Raw genomic sequence first — 19081 nt, 5'->3', positions numbered from 1 at the left:
GGGTGTTGTTTCATGTCACTCAACAGGCTTGCGGCCCACCATGGCGCAGGCGGGGCAGTAGCCGAATGCGCCGCTCAGGATGCTGCCCACGCCCGAGGCGGCCAGCGCAAGTCCCAGCGGCGATGCGGCCAGCCACCAGAGGCCCGCGGCGATGAGGGCGACGCCCCCCACAACGCGCAGCAGGCTTTCGGGGCGGGTGATGTTCTTGCGGTACAGCATGGGAATTGGCTCCTTGGTCGGTTGAAGGAGGTGCCAACACAGGGCGCCTCCACCTCCAAGAGCCGCGGGTTTCGCAAAAGGATTCATGGGTTGGGAAAATTTTTTGCGGGTCACGGCTGCCCGCTACCGGAAATGGTCAAACGAGGCGTAGCGCTTGTCTACCGGTTGGCCCTGTGCATCCACCAATTGCAGGCCAGATGTGGCGAGCACCGTGCCGATGCGGGTGACGGGCGTGCTGCTTGCCTGCGACGCGGCAGCCACCGCGTCACGCTGTGCGGGCGGGGCGGTGAAGGCCAGCTCGTAGTCGTCGCCGCCTGCCAGCGTGCATTGATGGATCAATTCAGCATCAAATAGGCAGCTAGCGCTTGATGGATAAGCGCTAGCAGCTATTAGTTTTGAAGTGATTTGCGTGTCGATCCGGGCCCCTACGCCTGAGGCCTTGAGGATGTGCGACAGGTCGCCCAGCAGCCCATCGCTCACATCCATGGCGCTGCTGGCCACGCCGCGCAGGGCCAGGCCCAGGGCCACACGCGGGGTAGGGCGCTCCAGCCGCTGGCGCGCGCGGGCCAGCACGTCAGCGGGCAGGGGGGTGTGGCCCAGCAGGGCTTCCAGCGCCAGGCGGGCGTCGCCCAGCGTGCCGCTCGCATAGATGTCGTCGCCAGCCCGTGCGCCGCTGCGCAGCAGGGCCATGCCGGCGGGCACCTCGCCAAACACGGTGATGCAGAGGTTGAGCGGGCCCTGCGTGGTGTCGCCGCCCACCAGCTCGCAGCCGTGGGCATCGGCCAGCGCCAGCAGCCCGCGCGAGAAGCCTGCGAGCCAGGCCTCATCCACCCGGGGCAACGACAAGGCCAATGTGAACGCCAGCGGGCGCGCGCCGCAGGCCGCCAGGTCCGACAGGTTCACTGCGAGCGCCTTGTGACCGAGGGCTTCGGGGTCCACGTCCGCAAAGAAGTGGCGGCCTTCCACCAGCATGTCGCTGGAGATGGCCAGCTGCATGCCGGGCGCGGGCGCCAGCAGTGCGCAGTCGTCTCCTACGCCGAGGGCCACGGCGCCGCCGGGGCGTGCGGGGCGCGTGAAGTAACGTGCAATCAGGTCGAATTCACCCACGGTGCGGTCCTAAAGAATCAGAGGAAATAAACGGCGCGAACCCGCTCAGGCGCTCGGCGCTGCGGCGGAAAACCACTGCGCCCAGTGGTCGATGCAGGCCTGGATCTTGGGCAGCCGGTGCCTGCGGGTGAGGGTGATGGCGTGGATGGGGCTGGGCTGCAGGTCCACGCAATCGGCCAGCACCGGTGCCAGCAGGCCCTGGTGCACCAGGGGCTCCGCCACCACCGTGGCCAGGCGTGCAATGCCCAGGCCCTGCAGCGCCAAACGCGCTGTGATGGCCGTGCTGCCCGAGCGCCAGTGGCCCTCGGCCACCAGCACATAGGGCGCACCGTCGATCTGGAAAGGCCAGTGGTTCAGAAACGCCACCGCGCTGTTGGTGATGAGCCGGTGCTGGCGCAGATCGCCGGGGCGCTCTGGCATGCCATGTGCCTGCAGGTAGCAGGGCGTGGCGTACAGGGCGCGTGCCAAGCTGCCCAGCGGTCGCGCCACCACGGTGTCGGTGAGCGGTGGGCCGGTGCGAATGGCGATGTCGATGCCGCCCTGCGCCATGTCGGCCATGCGGTCGTCCACCACCAGTTCCACACGCAGTTGCGGGTGCTTTTGCTGCAGGCTGTCAAAGCTGGGGATCAGCAGGTGCTCGGCCACCACCGAGCTGGACGCCACGCGCACCCAGCCGCTGGGCTGGCCACTTTGCTGGGCGAACTCGCCCTCCAGCTCGTCGAGCGTGCCGGTGAGGCGGCGGCAGTAGTCCAGAAAGGTCTGCCCTTCGGCCGTGAGCGTGAGGCCGTGGGTGGTGCGGTGCAGCAGCCGTGCGCCACAAGCCTTTTCGATGCGCGCCAGGGTGCGGGAGACCTGGCTCACGGGCGCATCGCGCTCGCGCGCTACCGCCGAGAGCGAGCCCAGGTCGGCCACGCGCACGAACAGGTGCATGTCATCAAAGCGGATATCGCGCATCGGGCAATGGTAACGGCGGGGCCTGGGAGCCCCTGCACGAATCGCCGCGCTCGATTCATGCAGAGACACCCTTGCGATCCGTGCAAAACGGTCTTGCACCGTGGGCGGTTTCCGCCGCGCCTGGCGCTGCCTACAGTGGCTTCACCCCGAAAGGAATGCGCATGCAACCCCACCTGCACCCCGACGACTACCGGCGCCTGCACGATGAGGCCAGGCGCCACGCACGGCAGTTGCGCCAGGAGGCGATTCGCGCCGCCCATGCCTGGGTGGCGCGCGGGTTCCTGCGCATGGCCCGCCGGGTTTTCCACCTCGCGCGGACGGATGAAGCCGCGCCAACGAACCCTTCCACCCCGGAGCTGAAAACACCATGCCAACCCTCGTTCTAAAACTGGCCCCGCTGCAAAACCCCGAGCGCTACCGGCAACTGGCCAGCGCGCTGACTGACCTGACCGTGCACCTGCTGGGCAAGCGCCGTGAGGTGACGGCGGTGGTCATTGACGACCTGCCCGCTGCGCGTTGGCACATCGGTGGTGTGCCGGTCGAGCAGCCCACGGCGTTGCTGGAGATCAGCATCACGCAAGGCACGAACACGCAGGAGGAGAAGGCTGCCTTCATCCAGGCCGCGTTTGCTGAACTGCAGCGCCAGCTGGCTGGTGACGGCGCGCTGGCCCCCGCCAGCTACGTGGTGGTGCGTGAGCTGCCCGCCAGCGACTGGGGCTATGGCGGGCGCACGCAGCAGGCGCGCAAACTGGCGCTGGCGGCGTGAAGGTGCGGATGCGAGGCGAGGCGTTCAGGCTGGCGCGCCGCGAAAGCGCTGCGCCGCCTGGCGGCTGACCTCGGCCAGCAGTTGCTCTTCGCGCTGGCGCTCGCGCAGCCAGCGCGCATCGTTCTGGCCCGCTTCCGCTTCGGTGCGCAGCATGTGCATGGCGCTCGAAGCGCCTTGCACGGCGGCGTGCCCGGCGATCTTGTCCATGGTCTTGAGGATGTGCTCGCGCAGCGGCATGTGGTCGCCGGTGGCCGGGTCCACATACACCGCGTCCATGCCAAAACGGCAGGCCTGGAAGCGGTTGTAGGTGTACACAAGGTAGTCATCTTCGGCGGGCATGAAGGGCTGCTCGGCCAGAAACCATGCGCCGAGCGACTGCACGTAGCCCGCCAGTGCGGCGGCACGCTCGATGGTCAGCGGCGTGTCGAACACGCGGATCTCGATCGTGCCGAACTCGGGCTTGGGGCGGATGTCCCAGTAGAAGTCCTTCATGCTCTTGACCACGCCGGTGCGCGTCATCTTGTCGAAGTACGTGGTGAAGTCATCCCAGGTCAGAGCCATGGGAGCGCGGCCTGACAGCGGAAACGCAAACACCGAGTTCAGCCGCGCCGAGTCAAAGGCCGTATCCTGGCCCTGCACGTAGGGGCTCGATGCCGACAGCGCGATGAAGTGCGGGATGTAGCGCGACATGCGGTGCAGCATGAGCAGCGCGGCATTCGCGTCGGGGCAACCGATGTGCACATGCTGGCCGAAGATGGTGAACTGCTTGGACAGGTAGCCATACAGCTCGGACAGCTCGCGAAAACGCGGCTTGTCGTAGATGCGCCGCTCGTGCCACTGCTGGAAGGGGTGCGTGCCTCCGCCCACCACGGCGATGTTGAGCTTGTCCGCGCTCTTGACCAGTGCATCGCGGATGGGCGTGAGCTGGCCCAGCACCTCGCTGGCCGAGTGGCAGATGCCGGTGGAAATTTCGATCATGCTGTTCGTCATCTCGGGCACCACGCTGCCGGGCAGCGGGGTTTTCTTCATGAGGCGCAGCATGTCCTCGGCGTAGGGGGCCAGGTCGTAGTCGTTGGTGTTGACGAGCTGCAACTCCAGCTCGACGCCCAGCGTCAGCGGTTCGGAATGGTTGAAGGCTTCAAGACTCACGGCTGTTCTCTCCGTTGTGGCCACGGGTCAGTGGCGCCCAGGGTTTCGAGCTTTCGCCCGCACGGTAAATGGCCACGGTGGCAATCACGGCGCCCAGGACTTCCATCAGCAAAATGGCAGGCAACGCCACACCGGCAATCACATGGCCGGTGGAGGGCGAGGCCAGCACGAACTGCGAGGCGATCAAGAGCGCGATTGACGACATCGGCGTCATCGCGCAGCCCACCCACAGGGCCTGCTTCCAGCTCGCGCCGCTGCCCACGTTGCCCAGTGCCACGCCGGTGGCCTTGGCCACCAGGCGCACGGCAATCAGGGCCAGCACCACGCCGGCCACGGGGGCACTCCAGTCGGCCTGCGCAGCCACGGTGGAGACCAGCACGAACATCAGCATGGTGAGCAGCGACGATGCGTTGCCCAGCTGGCGCGGCCAGGCCCAGGGGCGGGGGTTGAGCTGCTTGAGCAGCATGCCACCCAGCAGCGCGGCCAGGGGGGCTGAGCCTCCCATGTGCGCTGCCACGGCGGTGCCCGCCGCCACCAGCGCCAGAAAAAGCATGGAGGTGTTTTCGCTCGTGGGGCTCATGAAGCGCAGCGCCATGCGCAGCACCAGGGCCAGCACGGCGGCCACGATGATGGAGACTCCCAGCACCACCATCACGGGGTACACGGTCTCCACCACGGTAAGGCTTTGGCGGTTGATCAGCTCGGCCTTGGCGCTGCCCAGTGTCAGCGCATACAGCGTGGACAAGGTGGTGAGCACGATGGCGCGCTCGGTGACCGGGCCCGCCGCGCGGGTGTCGGCCACCACGCGGGTGAGCACGGCAGGCGAGGCGGCCAAGGCCACCAGGGCCAATGGGCCGGCCACCTGGGTGGGCAGGTTCAGCCAGACCAGCACCCAGTACACGGCAAAATAGGTCAATACCGATTCGGCAATGCTCTGCACCAACACCATGGGGTTGTGGCGAAACCAGCGCAGCGGAATGCGGCCGCCACATTCAAAGAGGACGAGGGCAATGCCCAGCTCCAGCAGGAACAGGCCGATGCCCTGCAGCGGCCACACCGCCCCGCTGAACCCGGCCAGCCCGGCGGCGGTACCCACCAGCGAATAACCGAGCACCTTGGGCAGGCCTGTATGGCGCTGCGTGAGATAGCCTGCCATGGCCGCCACGGCCAACAGCAGTGACCATTGCACCGTGGGCAACCCGGCTGAGGGGCGCAGCCACTGCGCCCAGAAGCTCAGGATTTCATTCATGTCATGGAACCTCTGCGTCAGACGGGCGGTGCCCGTTGGTGTGAAAGGGCCGGCGCACAGGCCCTCCGCAGGGGGGAGGGGGTGCGCTTGGGCGTTGGTGCCCCGAATTTACAGGCCGAAACACTCCGGCCGTGTAGGACAGATGCGGCGGTTGCCCGGGTTCAGGCCTGTGACGATACCCCCGCGCCGGCCGTCCGCTCTGGCACAAAAAAGCTCAGGGGCGCGCTGCGCAGGCGGGCGCGAATTGCTGCGTAGATGCGCGAGCGGTCTACACCGCTGACGTTCTGCGCACGCAGCGCCAGGCTGAAGGCCAGGTAGAAACTCACCGACACATTCAGGGCCCCCAGAAATGGCAGCGAGGCCACGGCCCACCAGAACGCCGGCAAATGCAGGACCTGCAGGCCCAGTGTGGCGCTGGCTGCCGCGACCTGGCCCGTGGACAGCGTGACGTGGCGCACATCCAGCCCCAGCCCGAAAAACGCGGCAAACGCGGGTACCAGGCCGAGCATGAAACCCAGCGAGACGTTGGCAGCAAGGCCCGAGAGGTTTTCGCGAAGGAAGCGGGCCCAACGCGCGGCGCGCTCGGTGCCCAACAGCCCCGTGATGCGCGGGTTGTAGTGCAGGGCCGAGTCCATGCGGTGGAGCACAAACCAGTTCTCTGTCCAGCCCGCAATGATGCTGGACGCAAACAGCAGCACCCCAGTAAAGGCCGCGAAGAACAGCGAAGGCCCGAGCAGGTGCAGGGATGCGAACACATGCTCGGCCTCCTTCAGGCTGATGGCTGGGCCGCCCGTGGCCAGGGCAATCAGCGTGGCGAGCGCAAGCACGGCTGGGAAGACCACCAGCACATTGCCCAGCACAGCCGCCACCTGGGAGCGCACCAGGTGGGTGATCTCGTCCACAAACGCCTCGATGGCGCTGCCCGAACCCAGTTCCTTGAGTTTGGCCGCCATGGCCGGCGCCGTCATGGCTGGTTGTTTGGTGGCCACCGTGAAGTGCAGCAGCTGGATCAGCACAAAGCTCACGGCGTAGTTGATGCCCGCCATGAAGCCACCCCAGAACGCCGACAGCGCCAGCGCATAGAGGCCGAACTTGGCGAGCGTGGTGAACGCCATCAGGGCGCCGCCGCCCGCCGCCTTGCGCAGCATGGCGCGGTATTCGGTGCCCGTGCGGGTGATGTAGTGCTCGCCCGTCTCGGCACTGCGCTCTGCCACCTTGGCCGCCAGCAGCGAGGAGTTGGATGCCAGCAACGCACGCAGGCTGCGCCGTTCCTGCCCCACCATCACCAGGTGCGCCATGAGCTGCGCCGCCGTGACCGCCGGCTGGGCCGACAGCAGGCAATCGAGCAGTTCCCGCACACGCAGGATGCGCTCGCGCAGCTGCCGCAGGCGGAACACCAGGCCCACCGAAATGCCGTTGTCTTCGAAATGCGCATACACGGTGGCCGCCGCCGCGCGGCAGGCCTCCAGGCGCTCGCGCAGGCGCTGGGCCGACTCGTTGAGACGGTCAGGCGTGCGCAGCGCATGCAGCACCTCCACGCGCAGGCTTTCCACATCGCGGATCAGTGCATGAAAGGGCTGAGCCTCGCGCGCGGATTCGCTCATGCGCAACCGCAGCTCGGGGGCAAAACCGGTCGAGAGAATCTGCCCCGCACAGTAGGTGATTGCGTCGAGCAAGGCACGGTGCCAGCGCGTAGCCCCGCCGGGGCTGTCGTTGCCACCGGCAGGGGCCAATAGTTCGACCAGACGGTTCAGCTGGGCTTCGTCGAGCGCCGCAAGCCACTGGGCGTCAAAAGCGCTGGGCAGGGCCAGCATGAAGAGCTCGGAGGCATCGATGGTCTCGGGGCTGCCGGGCAGCAGCTTGGTGCGCAGGCGCTCGGCGATCTCGCTGACCAGCGCAGTGCGGGGCGCAAAGCCAAAGTCCGCCAGCAAGGTGGTGACATCGACCTGGTCCACCAGCGCAGCCCACCAGGACTGCAGCCGCTGCTGGAGGTCGGGCCGAGCGGCGATGGCATCGATGAAAAGCTGCACCCGCCCCACGGACGCCGGAACCGAGTCCCGCTGGCCACGCACCCAGTCCAGCAGGTGGATGAGCCACAGGTGGCGATGGGCCAGGCCGGCCGTGGGGTCGAGCGCCGCCAGCAGGCTGGCCAGGTCGGTATTGGCGCGGTTTTTCATCGCCGGGCCGCCCCAAGATGAAAAGCGACCCCCTCGGGGGGCAGTGACCACACGAAGTGGGGAGCGTGGGGGTGAGTCTTCATCGCCGGGCCGCCCCAAGATGAAAAGCGGCCCCCTCGGGGGGCAGTGACCACACGAAGTGGGGAGCGTGGGGGTGACTCCTCAATGCAGCACCCGTCCACTCAGCGGCTCACCCGAGGGGCCGTGGTTGATCGCTTCCAATACAAAGAGGGGTACGGGGGTATTGAAGGGCTCGCCATCTTCGGCCACGCAGTGAAAGGTGCCGTGCATGGTGCCGCTGGCGGTGCGCAGCCTGCAGCCGCTCGTGTACTGGAACGATTCACCAGGCTTGAGCAGCGGCTGGTGGCCCACCACGCCCAAGCCCTTGACCTCTTCGGTGTGGCCCCGGGAATCGCTGATGATCCAGTGGCGCGAAATCAGCTGCGCGGGCGCGTCCCCGGAATTGGTGATGGTGATGGTGTAGGCGAAGCTGAACACCCCGGTGTCCGGCGCAGACTGCTCGGGCAGGTATTCGGGCAGCACTTCCACGTCAAACTGGTACTTTGGCATGGGGCGAATGGTAACCGTGGAGATTCTCCAAAAGTGCATGTCCATGGGGTAAAACCCCAGACCTTCTGCGCTTTGCGACAATCGGGGGATGAGCCGCACATTCCGAATCGCCCCCTCCATCCTCTCCGCCGACTTCGCCCGCCTGGGTGAAGAGGTGCGCAATGTCATTGCCGCTGGCGCAGACTGGATCCACTTCGACGTGATGGACAACCATTACGTGCCCAACCTCACCTTCGGCCCTATGGTGTGCCAGGCGCTCAAGCCCCATGCCAAGACCGCCGCCGGTGTGGCCGTGCCGATCGACGTGCACCTGATGATCCAGCCGGTGGACGCCCTCGCCGCTGCCTTTGCCGACGCCGGTGCGGACTACATCAGCTTTCACCCCGACGCCTCGGGCCATGTGCACCGCAGCATCCAGGCCATCCGTTCCAAGGGCGTCAAGCCCGGCCTGGTGTTCAATCCGGCCGAGCCGCTGGATGTGCTGGACTGGGTAATCGACGACATCGACCTCATTCTCATCATGAGCGTCAACCCCGGGTTTGGGGGCCAGAGCTTCATTGATTCAGCCCTGCGCAAGATCGAAGCAGTGCGCAAGCGCATCGACGCCTCGGGCAAGGACATCCGCCTGGAAGTGGATGGCGGCATCAAGGCCGACAACATCCGCCGGGTGGCCGATGCGGGTGCTGATACCTTTGTGGCGGGCAGCGCCATCTTTGGCAAGCCGGACTATCAAGGCGTCATCGACGCGATGCGCTCAGAGCTGGGGTGAGTTCCTCAGCTGCTGGGCAGACTTTGCCCGGCAGCCGTTGTGACAGGCCACGCCTGCATTGAGCCTGGTTATTGCTGAGCAGGGACGGTGATCGTCGTTGTGGTCGATTCACGCAACACGCCGCCGCCGGACACCGAGCCACTCGCCGGGCTGCTCTGCACGCGGCGCATGCAATCTGCCTGATCGGCGGCGGTCTGGAACGCCGCACAGCGTTGGGTGGCGTTGTTGGTCGCGGCGGTTCCAGGGTTGCTCAGATCGCCCTTGCGGGAAGCATCCAGCGCGTTATTGGCCTCGCGAAGGCAGGTGGCCAGGCTGTCCTGCGTGTTGTTGGTCATGCACTTTTCCCGCTCTTGCTCATAGCGTGCCCGCGCGTCTTGAGGTGGCGTTTGCGCGGATGCACCTGCGCAGGCCAGCAGCAAGGCGGCGGTGAAGAGGGAGGTGGCAAAGGGAATGCGTTTCATGAAAGGGCTCCTGGGGCAATCGCAGACGGTGGTCTGAACGTATGTCTGCAGGGTAGGCCCCGCTGCGGCGTGCCCCTGTCGGACAGTGCCGCCCCCTGCCGTGCGCGGGGCGCGCGTTCCGGGCCTGGTCAGCCCAGGCGCTGAAAGGTCAGAACGAAGGCCACGCCATCTGCCGTATTGCGCGCATTGATGGTGCCGCCCATCTTGGCCATGTAGGTTTTGGCCACAAACAGCCCCTGGCCCCGGTGCTCGCCCTCGCCCAGCGGGGTGGGGCTGGCGGGGTCGGAAACGCCCAGCTCAAAAATCCGCTCCAGCAGTTCGTCTGCAATGGTGGAGCCTTGGTTGTGCAGCGTAGCGCTGGCGGTGGATTCCGACGCGGTGAGCGTCAGCCTGATGGGGCTGCCCGCGGGGCGGTAGCGGTCGGCATTGCGCAGGATGTGGGTTACCACGTCTTCGAGCGCAAACTCGTCGGCCCGCACGATGACCGGGCCAGGGTGGCCTGGGACCAGGTCGTACACCACATCCAGAATGCCCGCAAAGTGCGCGTTGTCGGCCACGTTGCGCAAGAAGGCATCCAGGTCCAGCCGCCCCTCGGGCACATTGGCGGCCTGCAGTGCCTCGGCGGGCGATGCCGTGCCGTAGAGCACATGGATGGCCTGCTGCATGCGCTGCACATAGCGGTGGCCGGGGTCTTGCGGGCCGTTCAGCGCCATCAGCGATTGCAGGGGCGACATGATCTCGTGCCCCACAGCGTGCCACATATCGCGTTCTTGCTGGGCGCGCAGCTGTTCGCGCTGCAGGTCGTCCTTCACGCGCTGCAGCAGGTCAGCCAGGCCCCCGGCCAAAATGCCCAGCTCGTCCGAGCCGCGCAGGTCCGACACATCCAGGTCGCCCAGCCGGGGCCCGGTGTGGCCAGGCTGCACGTTGTACGACACGGCGGCGGCGCGGCGGGTGAGGGCCGTCACGCGGCGGATCAGGCCCACCTCCACCACCAGCCAGGCCAGCGCAATGGCGCCCAGCATCGCGCCCAGGTACCACGACAGGCGCGTGGCCACAGCGGCCAGGCCTTGCTCCACGCCGCGCAGGTGGCCGGTGAAGTTCACCACGTAGTTGCCCGTGGGCGTGTCCAGAATGTCCAGTGCTGTGGGGGCGGCGGGCGTGGCCGCTGCCGGGCCCACGCCTGCAGCCTCCAGCGGCAGCCAGCGGATCAGGCGCAGCAGCCAGGGCGCGGACGGCTCGGCCTGTACCTCAATGCCCTTGAGGGTGATGGCGCTGGCCTCGTCGCTGCCCATTTTGCGGATCTGCACACGTTCGCCCGGCAACAGGCTGCGCGAGAGGTCGCCCAGCGATGCGGCCAGCTGCGCGCCGGGCGCGTCGCTGTCAAACAGTGGTTTGCTGTCTTCGCCCGGTGCCAGCATCTCCACCCGCACGCGCATCTGCCCCAAGTCTTCCGGCGGCCAGACCAGGCGCTCGTCCTTGCGGAACAGGGCTTCGCGGAACAACTCGACCGGCAGGCGGATGGAGTAGTGGGTGCGGCGCAGGCAGTCAGTGGTGGTGGCCTCGCCAGCGGGCGAGCTGGCCGATGGGGGCGGCAGGTCGCGGCACTGGCCGTTTTGCCACAGCCAGCCGCGAAAGTCGCGCACCGGCCGCGCGCGGGCGTCGAGTTGCGGCGTGCCGTTGTCCACAAACCCCGTCAGGCGCCCACGCACAGCCGCGCTGCCCTGTGGGGGCATGGCCTCATACGGCGCCACCCAGCGGTAGGTGGCACCCCGCATGTCCAGGGTGATGCGTGCACGGTGTGCCTCGGCGGGCACCAAGGCGCCGCGCTCGCGGGGTATCAGCTCGCCCGCATAAAAACTGCCCACCAGGTAGATGAAGCCGCCCGCATAGGGGTTGTTGCCAATCGCCGCGCACACTGATGCGCCATCGGGGTATTGCACGGAGCAGCCCGCCATCTCCACGGCTTGCTGTGATTTTTGCGGGTCGTCAAAGTCGATGGCGGCGTAGGGCAGCAGCAGCGGCGCCAGTGGCGTCACGCCCTGACCGAGGTGGCTGGCGTTGAGCAGCGCCAACTGGCCCGAGGGGTGGCGCAGCCGCGCCATGACCTCGGCCTGGCTGCGCACAAAACCGTGCTGGTAGGCCTGCCAGGCGCGCTCCTTCTCGTCCTTGAGCACCACCACGCTCAGCGCCACCGTGGCCAGGGCCAGCAGCACGAACACACTGCGCACCAGAATGCGCAGGCGGAACGCGGGCAGGCCCAACTTGGGCATTTCCAGCGTGGGGCGGCGCAGCAGGCGCTTCATTTGCCTGTCCAGCGGAACCCGCGCATGGGCACGTTTTCTATTCCCTCAAACCCAGGATCGACTTCACGCAGCGCCTCGCGGATGGTGCTCACATGCTTGCGCACGTTGTCACGATTGCGCCCGCTTTTCACCACCTCGAACAGTTCGTCATACGACACCACCTCGCCACTGCGCTGGTGCAGCGTGGCCAGGATGCGCTGGGCCGTGAGCGGCAGGTTGATGCGCTCGCCGCGCCAGGTGGGGGTGCGCTGCCACAGCGGGTCCAGCACCAGCGCATCGCCCACCGGGGCGGGGGCTGCGCTGGCCGGGGCCTGTGCCTGCGTGGTGCGCAGGATGTCGAGAAAGGTCTCGATGAAATCGGCCTCTTCGAACGTGGTTTTCTGCAGGTAGTCCCACGCGTCCAGCGCCTTCATGATGCTGCGGTAGATGGCCGCAGGCATGGCCGAAACCACCAGCACCGGCGTGCCCTGGCGCAGCTTGTTGATAGCGTTGATGAGGGCCACGCCCGCATGGCGCTCGCGGCCTAACTCGATGTCCAGCACCACCGCGTCGTAGTGCTCGCGGGCCAGCGCGGCCTCGGCCTCGTCGCGGGTGAACCACTGGTCGATGACGATGCCGCTCTTGGCGCTGCGTATCCACCCGGCCAACTGGTTGCTGGTGGGCAGGTCGTCTTCGATCACGGCAATGCGGGTCATGGGCAGGGCGGGCAGTAGAGGGTGGGCAGATTATCCCGGTGGCCGGTTCTGGCCGGTGTGAGTTTTTCTTCCGGGGCCGGAAGGTTCGTGCGGGCGGCGTGAGCGCACTGGGGGCTGCGCCGCATTGTTGCTTCCGGGGTGGATCCGAACAATCGGTCCTCAATGAGCAAGCCACAGCGGCAGCTCAGAAACGACAACAACACCGAACCAACCCGAGAGAGAAACACCATGAAAGCCACCTGGAACCGCATCGTGCAGACCCTGAAGGGCCGTCGCTCTACCCCGTTGTCCGAAGCAGGCACGGAGCCCGTGCTGGACGCTGAATCGCAAAGCTCTGTGGCGGCCGATGCATGCGGTGCCGATGGCCCTCGACTGAACTGGGCCTATCTGCTGCCCACCGCACGCACCGTGCGCTGGCTGACCGCTGGCGCTGTGGTGGCCGCCGCAGGCCTGATGGTGTACCGCAACCCGCCGGTGCAGCACTTGGCACAAGGCGACCTGGGCGTGCGCCTGAACCAGTTCACCGGTGCCGTGAGCCTCTGGCGTGATGGCAGCGTGTGGGTGGTGCCCGGCCTGCACACGGTGCGCGTGTTCTCGCTGCGTGACCAGAGCTACCGCCCCGAAGCCATGCGCCAGGCCACGGGCAGCGCGCCGCTGCAGTCGGTGGAAGGCCTGTCGCTGGGCCTGGACCTGAGCGTGCGCTACGCCCTGGACCCCAACTCGCCCGCCGTCAAGGCCGGCAACCTGCCCGACAACGTGGGTGTCGACATCGTGGAGCCCGCGGTGCAGGGCCTGGTCTACAAGGTTTTTGCCCGCTACACGGTGCGCGAAATCTTCTCGTCCAAGCGTGCCGAAATTGCACAGATCATCGAAACCGAACTGCGCGCCCGCCTGGCTGCCGATGGCGTGACGCTGCGCAGCCTGCAGATCGGCAAGGTGGACCTGCCCGCCGAGTACCGCCGGGGCATGGACAGCCTGCTGGCCGAAGAACTGGCCTCCGAAAAAATGCGCTACACGCTGGAGCTGAAAGACAAGCGCGTGCGTGAAACCGAACTGGACGCCAACGCCGACAAGGTGCGCCGCGAAGTGGCCGCCGAAGCCGCCGCGCGTGAGCAAGTCATTGCCGCCAAGGCCCAGGAAGAGGCCATGAAGCATGTGCTGCCCTTCAAGCAGCGCCAGATTGAGCAGCGCCAGCTCGAAGCTGAAGCCGAACGTGTGGCCCGCGTCAAAGCCGCTGAAGGCAGCGCCCAGGCCCGCCGCATCGAAGCCAACGGCGAAGCCGACGCCCGCCAGAAGCTGGCAGAGGCCGAGGCCTACCGCATGGACCGCGTGGGCAAGGTCAATGCCGAGCAAATGGCCCGCGAAGGCGCCCTAGTGACCAAACACCCGCTGCTCATCCAGAAGACGCTGGCCGACAAGCTCTCGGACAAGATCCAGGTCATCATCGCGCCCCCGCCCACCAATGGCGACTTCATCGGTGCCGCGCTGCTGGGCGGCAACCGCAACGCCCAGGCCGGAGCTGCACAGGCTGCTGCCGTGGCCGACGACGCCACCATCACCCAAGCCGTGGAGCAGTGAACATGAACGCGACCTTCGCAACTTTGTTGGCAGCCGTGGCCAGCGCCGCAGTGACCGTGGCGGCCGAGGCCGCCCCCCAGCCATCGCCCGGCGCCCACGGCAGTGCCATCGTGGTGCAGGACCAGGCCAGCCTGCGCGCTGCACCGCGCGATGGTGCCCAGCAGCAGGCCAGCCTGTGGCAGGGCGAAGTGCTCGAAGTGCGCGGCGAGCGCCTCGACTACTTGCAGGTGTGGGACCACAAGCGCGAGCGCGGTGGCTTCATCCGCACCAGCGATGTGCGCCGCGTGGCCCTGACCGAGGCAGAAGGCCCCGCGCTGCTGGCCGTGATGCGCTTTGTGCAGGAAACGCCGGGTGCCGAGGCGCTGGGCATTGGCCTCACCGCCGCTTACCTGCAGGCCGCGCCTGCCAAGGCGCTGGCGGGTGTGGAGGGCGCCCAGGCCTTCGATGCCCTGGGTACCTTTGCCGACCGGCTGGCTCGCCGTGCCTCGGTGGCCGTGCCGGGCAAGGCCTCGGGCGCTACGTTGTCGGCACACCTGGACGTGGCCAATGGCTACGGCGTGCGCTTTGCCACCTATGAGGTTGAAGGCCGCATGCAGGTCTGCTACGAGGGCGAGGCCTTTCGCCGCCTGCTGGCCATGCCCGTGGCCGATGCCGAGCAGCGCGCCCGTGCCGTCCTGGCGCTGACCCGCCCCGAATGCATCAACCCCGACCTGCCCGCACACGAGCGTGCCAAGGTCACCACCTGGCAGGCCGAGGTACTGGAGCGCGTGGACGTGGCGGGCCTGCCTGGCTACCTGCGCAACCGGGTGCAAATGCGCCGCGCCAGCGTGTGGGGTGCTGCAGCCTTTCAGCAGGCACGCAAAAACGCGGCCGACCCGGCGGTGGCCGCTGCCGCCGCACGCGCCCTGACGGAATTCACCGGCGTGAGCAAGGCCGACTTGCCCGACGAAGACCAGCGCGCCTACAACGACGCCGCCATGCGGGTGAGTGCGGTGCGCTGGGCGCTGGTGCCTGCTGCTGCACCGGTAGCGGCTGTGGGCACCCGCCCCATGCTACTCACGGAACCCGGTGCCCCCGGCGAAACTTGCGTGCTGCTGGTGGACGCGCAGCACAGCGCCAAGGCACCGCTGCTGCGCCGCTGCACCTACGGCGTGGTCTGGGCCGCATCGGCCAGCACCAACCGAGAAGGCACGGCGGTGGCCCTGGCGGTGCAGCCCCTGGAAGGCTGGCGGGAGCTGTGGGTGTTGCGCAAGACCGAAGGCGGCTGGCTGGCGGACGTACTGCCGCCTGCCGCCGCGACGCCCGAAACCGGCGTGGCCGAGTGGGCGGGCTGGGTGCCCGGCGGCCAGCAGATGCTGGTGGCGCGCGAAGCGCGCGGCCAAGGGCGCTACCGCAAGAGCTTTGAGGTGGTACGGCTCGACGGACTGGCCACCGAGCGGGTGACGGGGGATGTGGCGGCACTGCCTTTGTTCCAGCGCTGGCAAGACCCGGCCTGGAAGCGGCAGACGCTGAGCTTGCGATGAGGCGTATGGGACTTGCGCAAATCGGAATGCCGCAGCCGTATCGCCTTGGGGTGAGCCGCGTGCCTGACCCCTGTTTTGCCTAAGCCATGGCGTATTTACACTTGGGATCTCCGTACTCTTTTGCCCGTGATCCTCTCCATGACCGACTCCGCCTCGTTCGCCTCTCTCCTGTCCCGCGTGGACGCCGTCATCGTGGACCTGGATGGCACCATGGTGGACACCATGGGGGACTTCAATGAGGCCATCAATCGCATGCTTCGTGAGCTGGCCCTGCCGGCCATTGGGGCCCAGCACATCGAACACATGGTGGGCAAGGGCTCGGAGCATTTGCTGCGTTCAGTGCTGAAGCATGTGCTGGCGCTTGATGGTGGTGCGCAAGATGCTATAAAAATTGAAGCAATCTATCCTTCGGCCTGGGCCAGCTATCAGCGCCACTATCTGGCAATCAATGGCCAGTTTGCCGGGGTGTACGACGGCGTGGAGGTGGGGTTGCAGGCGCTGCGCACCCGGGGACTGCACTTGGCCTGTCTGACCAATAAGCCCACGGACTTTGCGCTGCCGCTGCTGAAGTCCAAGGGGCTCGACGGGTACTTCAAGAACGTGTTTGGCGGCGACGCGTTTGAGCGCAAGAAGCCCGACCCTCTGCCCCTCATCAAGACCTGCGAAGCGCTGGGCACCGTCCCCGCGCGTACGCTGATGCTGGGTGATTCCAGCAACGATGCGCAGGCGGCACGGGCGGCGGGCTGCCCCGTGGTGCTCGTCACCTACGGCTATAACCACGGCCAGCCCGTGCGGGCGGTGGATGCCGACGGGTTTGTGGATTCGCTGGCGCAGCTGGCCTGAGCTGGCCGCGGTCGAGCTTGGGTGTTCAGGCGGGCAACTGGCGCGGCGCCACGCTGCGGTAGTCCAGCCGGGAGGCGCTGGCGCTGTTGCCACGCACGGGGGCGGGCATTGCATCGCTGTGGCGGCTGGCGCTGGCTGAGAGTCGGAAGACCGCCACCGCATCCACCAGCTGTCCCGCCTGCGTCTTGAGGCTGTCGGCCGCCGCTGCGCTTTGCTCTACCAATGCTGCGTTCTGCTGGGTGGCCTGGTCCATCTGCGTGATGGCTTCGCCCACCTGGGAGACACCCTGGCTCTGCTCGCTGCTGGCGGCGCTGATCTCGCTCATGATGTCGGTCACGCGCCGGATGGCACCCACCACCTCGGTCATCGTGGCGCCAGCCTTGTCCACCAGGGCGGTGCCGCGTTCCACGCGCTCCACGCTGGTACCAATCAGTCCCTTGATTTCCTTGGCGGCTTCCGCGCTGCGCCCAGCCAGGCTGCGCACTTCGCCTGCCACCACCGCAAAGCCACGCCCCTGCTCGCCTGCGCGCGCAGCCTCCACGGCAGCATTCAGGGCCAGGATGTTGGTCTGGAAGGCGATGCTGTCGATCACGCTGATGATGTCGGCGATCTTCTTGCTGCTGTCGTTGATGCCCTTCATGGTCGTGACCACTTCGGCCACCACGTCGCCGCCCTGTTGGGCCACGGTGGATGCGCTCATGGCCAGTTGGTTGGCCGTGCGCGCGTTGTCGGCGTTCTGGCGCACGGTGGAGCCCAGCTCTTCCATCGACGCGGCGGTCTGCTGCAGGGCCGACGCTTGCTGTTCGGTGCGGGCCGACAAGTCGTTGTTGCCCGAGGCGATTTCGGCGCTGGCGGTGGCGACGCCTTCGGCGCTGTGGCGCACATTGCCAACGATGGTGGCCAGGCGCGATTGCATGGTGGCCAGAGCCTGAAGCAGTTGCCCGGTCTCATCGTTGCCATTGGCCTCGATGGGGTGGGTCAGGTCGCCGTCGGCAATGTTTTCTGCCGCCTGCTTGCCCCGCTGTACGGGTTGCACGATGGAGCGCGTGACGGTGAAGGCCAGCAGTGCGCCCAGCGCCACGGCGATCAGTGTGCCCACGCCCAGCAGCACCTGGCTGGTCTTGGCCAGCGTGCTGGTGTCACCCTGGCTGTCGGCCAGCTGTGCGGCCATGGCGGTGCGCAGATCGTCGAGGGATTTGAGGTACTTGTCAGCCAGGGGGCGCAGGTCTTTGTCCACCAGCGCAGGCACATTGGGTTCGCCACCACGGTGCAGCTCGCGGATTTCGGCGAGCTTGTCGGTGTAGGCCTTGCTGGCAGCGGCGATGGTGGCCAGCTGCGCGCGGTTCTTGTCGCCCTGTACCAGGCCTTCGATGCGTTTGACCTTCGTCTCGATGCCGGTGGATGTGGCCTGCGTGTCGGCCGTGAGCTTCTCCATGTAGTCACGGTCGATGGCCTTGAGAAACGCCTCGGTGCGCACCCAGTTCAGGCGGATGTCCGAAGCCCAGTTTTCCACCAGGGTCTGTTGCTCGATCTCCTGGGTGGCTACGCGCTCGCTGGCGCCTTGCAGGCTGGCGATGCGCCACATGCCGGTGGCGGCAATCAGCGCCGTGATGAGCAGGATGGCCCCAAAGGACGAGCCCAGGCGCAGGCCGACGGAAAGGTTGCTGAGTTTCATGGTGGTAGCTGGCGCAAAAAGGTGTCTGGAGGCAGAAAGGTGGCGTTACAGACGGCTCGCTGCGGGGCGCGGGTAGCGCGAAAAGCGTGGCTCAGGCCGTGGCATCGGTTGCTGCGGGTTGCGCGCAGGGATGTGCCGTTGTGGGGGCGGGTTGGTGCGGGTGCGATTGCCTGATGCAAAGACTACTCCCGAGGTGGGAGTGCGTCTGTCGGACGCGGGACAGCCCCCGGGGACTTTGTTTCGGGGTTTGTCCCAAGGCTTTTTTAGGCGGGCTTGCCCAGCAGGGCGTCCTTCAACTTCCAGTCGGCCGGGGTGTTGCCCAACCAGATGCCCAGCAGCGCGTTGAAGAATTCAGGCTCCTTGAACGGCTCGCCCTGGGGCTTGCCCTTGACCGTGATCACCGTGCCGGTGCCCGGTATCCAATCGATCATGAACTGGTCGCCCGCTTGCAGTTTCTTGTGGTCCGAGAAGATCTGGCTCATGCGCAGCACGCCTGGGATGAGCTTGGAGAACGCTGCGCGGTCCATGTTGTCTTCCATGCCGCGCGAGAACAGCTTGCCCAGCTCGGTGGAGTCGATCTCGCGCAGCATGGTGATGCTCATGCGCTTGGGCCCCTTCTGGGCCATGATGTCGGCCGGGGTGTTGGCCTTTTTTTCGAGGTACAGGCCTGCGGTGTACACCTTGAATACGGCCTTGTAGCGAACGCCTGCCCCGTTGAGCTGAAGGCTGCTGCCGCTCAGGCTGCTTGTCTCTTCATATTTGACGTCGGCCACGGTGATGGGCTGGGCAATGGCACCGGCCGCCAACAGGCATGCCACTGCCGCTGCGGCGCATCGCTGAAGGAACTTCATGCGCAACTCCTAAAAAAAGAACGCTCGTTCGTTTCCAATTGTTGCAGCGCTCCCGATGCCCCGCAACAGGGTTTTCGAGTGGTTGTGTGATCTCGCGTTGAGGGCGGTCACACCGGGCGGGGAAAAAAGCTTTGCTACACTTTGGCCCATGTTCATTCATCACGTGTTCATCACAGGTTGCAGCGACCGGGG

18 protein-coding genes are annotated in these 19081 nt (G+C 66.8%); 6 read left to right on the top strand and 12 right to left on the bottom strand.

The window, feature by feature from the left end; all coding sequences use genetic code 11:
• Nucleotides 1-15: 15 nt before the first annotated feature.
• From ASE52_RS24615 to ASE52_RS24605, 3 genes are all read right to left on the bottom strand, one after another.
• Nucleotides 16-219 carry a DUF2892 domain-containing protein gene (locus ASE52_RS24615; RefSeq protein ID WP_010466405.1) on the bottom strand — a complete coding sequence of 68 codons (204 nt, stop codon included), beginning with the start codon at nt 217-219 and terminating at the stop codon, nt 16-18.
• Nucleotides 220-342: 123 nt separating this feature from the next.
• The gene (thiL, locus tag ASE52_RS24610; RefSeq protein WP_057229982.1) at nt 343-1326 is read right to left on the bottom strand and encodes a thiamine-phosphate kinase; all 984 of its coding nucleotides are present in this window, start codon (nt 1324-1326) and stop codon (nt 343-345) included.
• A 45-nt stretch (nt 1327-1371) separates the two neighbouring features.
• Nucleotides 1372-2280, bottom strand: coding sequence for a LysR family transcriptional regulator (locus ASE52_RS24605; RefSeq protein ID WP_057229980.1), 909 nt, complete (start codon nt 2278-2280; stop codon nt 1372-1374).
• 161 nt (nt 2281-2441) lie between these two features.
• Here ASE52_RS24605 and ASE52_RS24600 point away from each other — a divergent pair, with 161 nt between their 5' ends.
• Together ASE52_RS24600 and ASE52_RS24595 are read left to right on the top strand one after the other, a co-directional pair.
• On the top strand, nt 2442-2666 hold the full coding sequence (locus ASE52_RS24600) for a hypothetical protein (protein WP_140426335.1): 225 nt from the start codon (nt 2442-2444) through the stop codon (nt 2664-2666).
• Entirely contained in the window at nt 2648-3046 is a 399-nt protein-coding gene (locus ASE52_RS24595) for a tautomerase family protein (RefSeq protein ID WP_057229976.1), read from the top strand. Before ASE52_RS24600 ends, ASE52_RS24595 begins: the two co-directional genes overlap by 19 nt.
• A gap of 24 nt (nt 3047-3070) precedes the next feature.
• Here ASE52_RS24595 and ASE52_RS24590 read toward each other — a convergent pair whose 3' ends face one another.
• The 4 genes from ASE52_RS24590 to apaG form a co-directional block, all read right to left on the bottom strand.
• Nucleotides 3071-4195, bottom strand: a complete 1125-nt coding sequence (locus ASE52_RS24590) for a YbdK family carboxylate-amine ligase (RefSeq protein ID WP_010466400.1) — start codon at nt 4193-4195, stop codon at nt 3071-3073.
• The gene (locus ASE52_RS24585) at nt 4185-5444 is read right to left on the bottom strand and encodes a cation:proton antiporter (protein WP_010466399.1); all 1260 of its coding nucleotides are present in this window, start codon (nt 5442-5444) and stop codon (nt 4185-4187) included. Before ASE52_RS24585 ends, ASE52_RS24590 begins: the two co-directional genes overlap by 11 nt.
• Nucleotides 5445-5605: 161 nt before the next feature.
• On the bottom strand, nt 5606-7621 hold the full coding sequence (locus tag ASE52_RS24580; RefSeq protein ID WP_057229974.1) for a site-specific recombinase: 2016 nt from the start codon (nt 7619-7621) through the stop codon (nt 5606-5608).
• 162 nt (nt 7622-7783) lie between these two features.
• The gene (gene apaG / locus ASE52_RS24575; protein ID WP_010466397.1) at nt 7784-8191 is read right to left on the bottom strand and encodes a Co2+/Mg2+ efflux protein ApaG; all 408 of its coding nucleotides are present in this window, start codon (nt 8189-8191) and stop codon (nt 7784-7786) included.
• 88 nt (nt 8192-8279) lie between these two features.
• Between apaG and rpe the strand changes: the two genes are divergently transcribed.
• On the top strand, nt 8280-8960 hold the full coding sequence (rpe, locus tag ASE52_RS24570; protein WP_010466396.1) for a ribulose-phosphate 3-epimerase: 681 nt from the start codon (nt 8280-8282) through the stop codon (nt 8958-8960).
• A gap of 68 nt (nt 8961-9028) precedes the next feature.
• Here rpe and ASE52_RS24565 read toward each other — a convergent pair whose 3' ends face one another.
• From ASE52_RS24565 to ASE52_RS24555, 3 genes are all read right to left on the bottom strand, one after another.
• Complete coding sequence (locus ASE52_RS24565) at nt 9029-9421, bottom strand: hypothetical protein (protein WP_010466395.1); 393 nt, start codon at nt 9419-9421, stop codon at nt 9029-9031.
• A gap of 128 nt (nt 9422-9549) precedes the next feature.
• Nucleotides 9550-11724: a HAMP domain-containing sensor histidine kinase gene (locus ASE52_RS24560; protein ID WP_057229972.1), complete on the bottom strand. Its 2175-nt coding sequence runs from the start codon at nt 11722-11724 to the stop codon at nt 9550-9552.
• Nucleotides 11721-12419, bottom strand: coding sequence for a response regulator (locus ASE52_RS24555; protein ID WP_057229971.1), 699 nt, complete (start codon nt 12417-12419; stop codon nt 11721-11723). The genes ASE52_RS24560 and ASE52_RS24555 overlap by 4 nt, the downstream gene beginning before the upstream one ends.
• A gap of 228 nt (nt 12420-12647) precedes the next feature.
• On the opposite strand from ASE52_RS24555, the gene ASE52_RS24550 reads away from it, so the two are divergent.
• From ASE52_RS24550 to gph, 3 genes are all read left to right on the top strand, one after another.
• On the top strand, nt 12648-13997 hold the full coding sequence (locus tag ASE52_RS24550; RefSeq protein ID WP_057230086.1) for an SPFH domain-containing protein: 1350 nt from the start codon (nt 12648-12650) through the stop codon (nt 13995-13997).
• Nucleotides 13998-13999: 2 nt separating this feature from the next.
• Complete coding sequence (locus ASE52_RS24545) at nt 14000-15520, top strand: hypothetical protein (protein WP_057229969.1); 1521 nt, start codon at nt 14000-14002, stop codon at nt 15518-15520.
• A gap of 138 nt (nt 15521-15658) precedes the next feature.
• Entirely contained in the window at nt 15659-16363 is a 705-nt protein-coding gene (gene gph / locus ASE52_RS24540; protein WP_057229968.1) for a phosphoglycolate phosphatase, read from the top strand.
• Between the two features lie 25 nt (nt 16364-16388).
• Here gph and ASE52_RS24535 read toward each other — a convergent pair whose 3' ends face one another.
• Together ASE52_RS24535 and ASE52_RS24530 are read right to left on the bottom strand one after the other, a co-directional pair.
• Entirely contained in the window at nt 16389-18038 is a 1650-nt protein-coding gene (locus tag ASE52_RS24535; protein WP_057229966.1) for a methyl-accepting chemotaxis protein, read from the bottom strand.
• A 263-nt stretch (nt 18039-18301) separates the two neighbouring features.
• Complete coding sequence (locus ASE52_RS24530) at nt 18302-18889, bottom strand: chalcone isomerase family protein (RefSeq protein ID WP_010466388.1); 588 nt, start codon at nt 18887-18889, stop codon at nt 18302-18304.
• Nucleotides 18890-19081: the final 192 nt, after the last annotated feature.

The sequence above is a fragment of the Acidovorax sp. Root275 genome (genome assembly GCF_001428965.1).
Taxonomy (GTDB): Bacteria; Pseudomonadota; Gammaproteobacteria; order Burkholderiales; family Burkholderiaceae_C; genus Acidovorax; species Acidovorax radicis.
The sequence above is the reverse complement of the archived record's forward strand: the minus strand, read 5'-3'. Positions and strand labels throughout refer to the sequence as shown.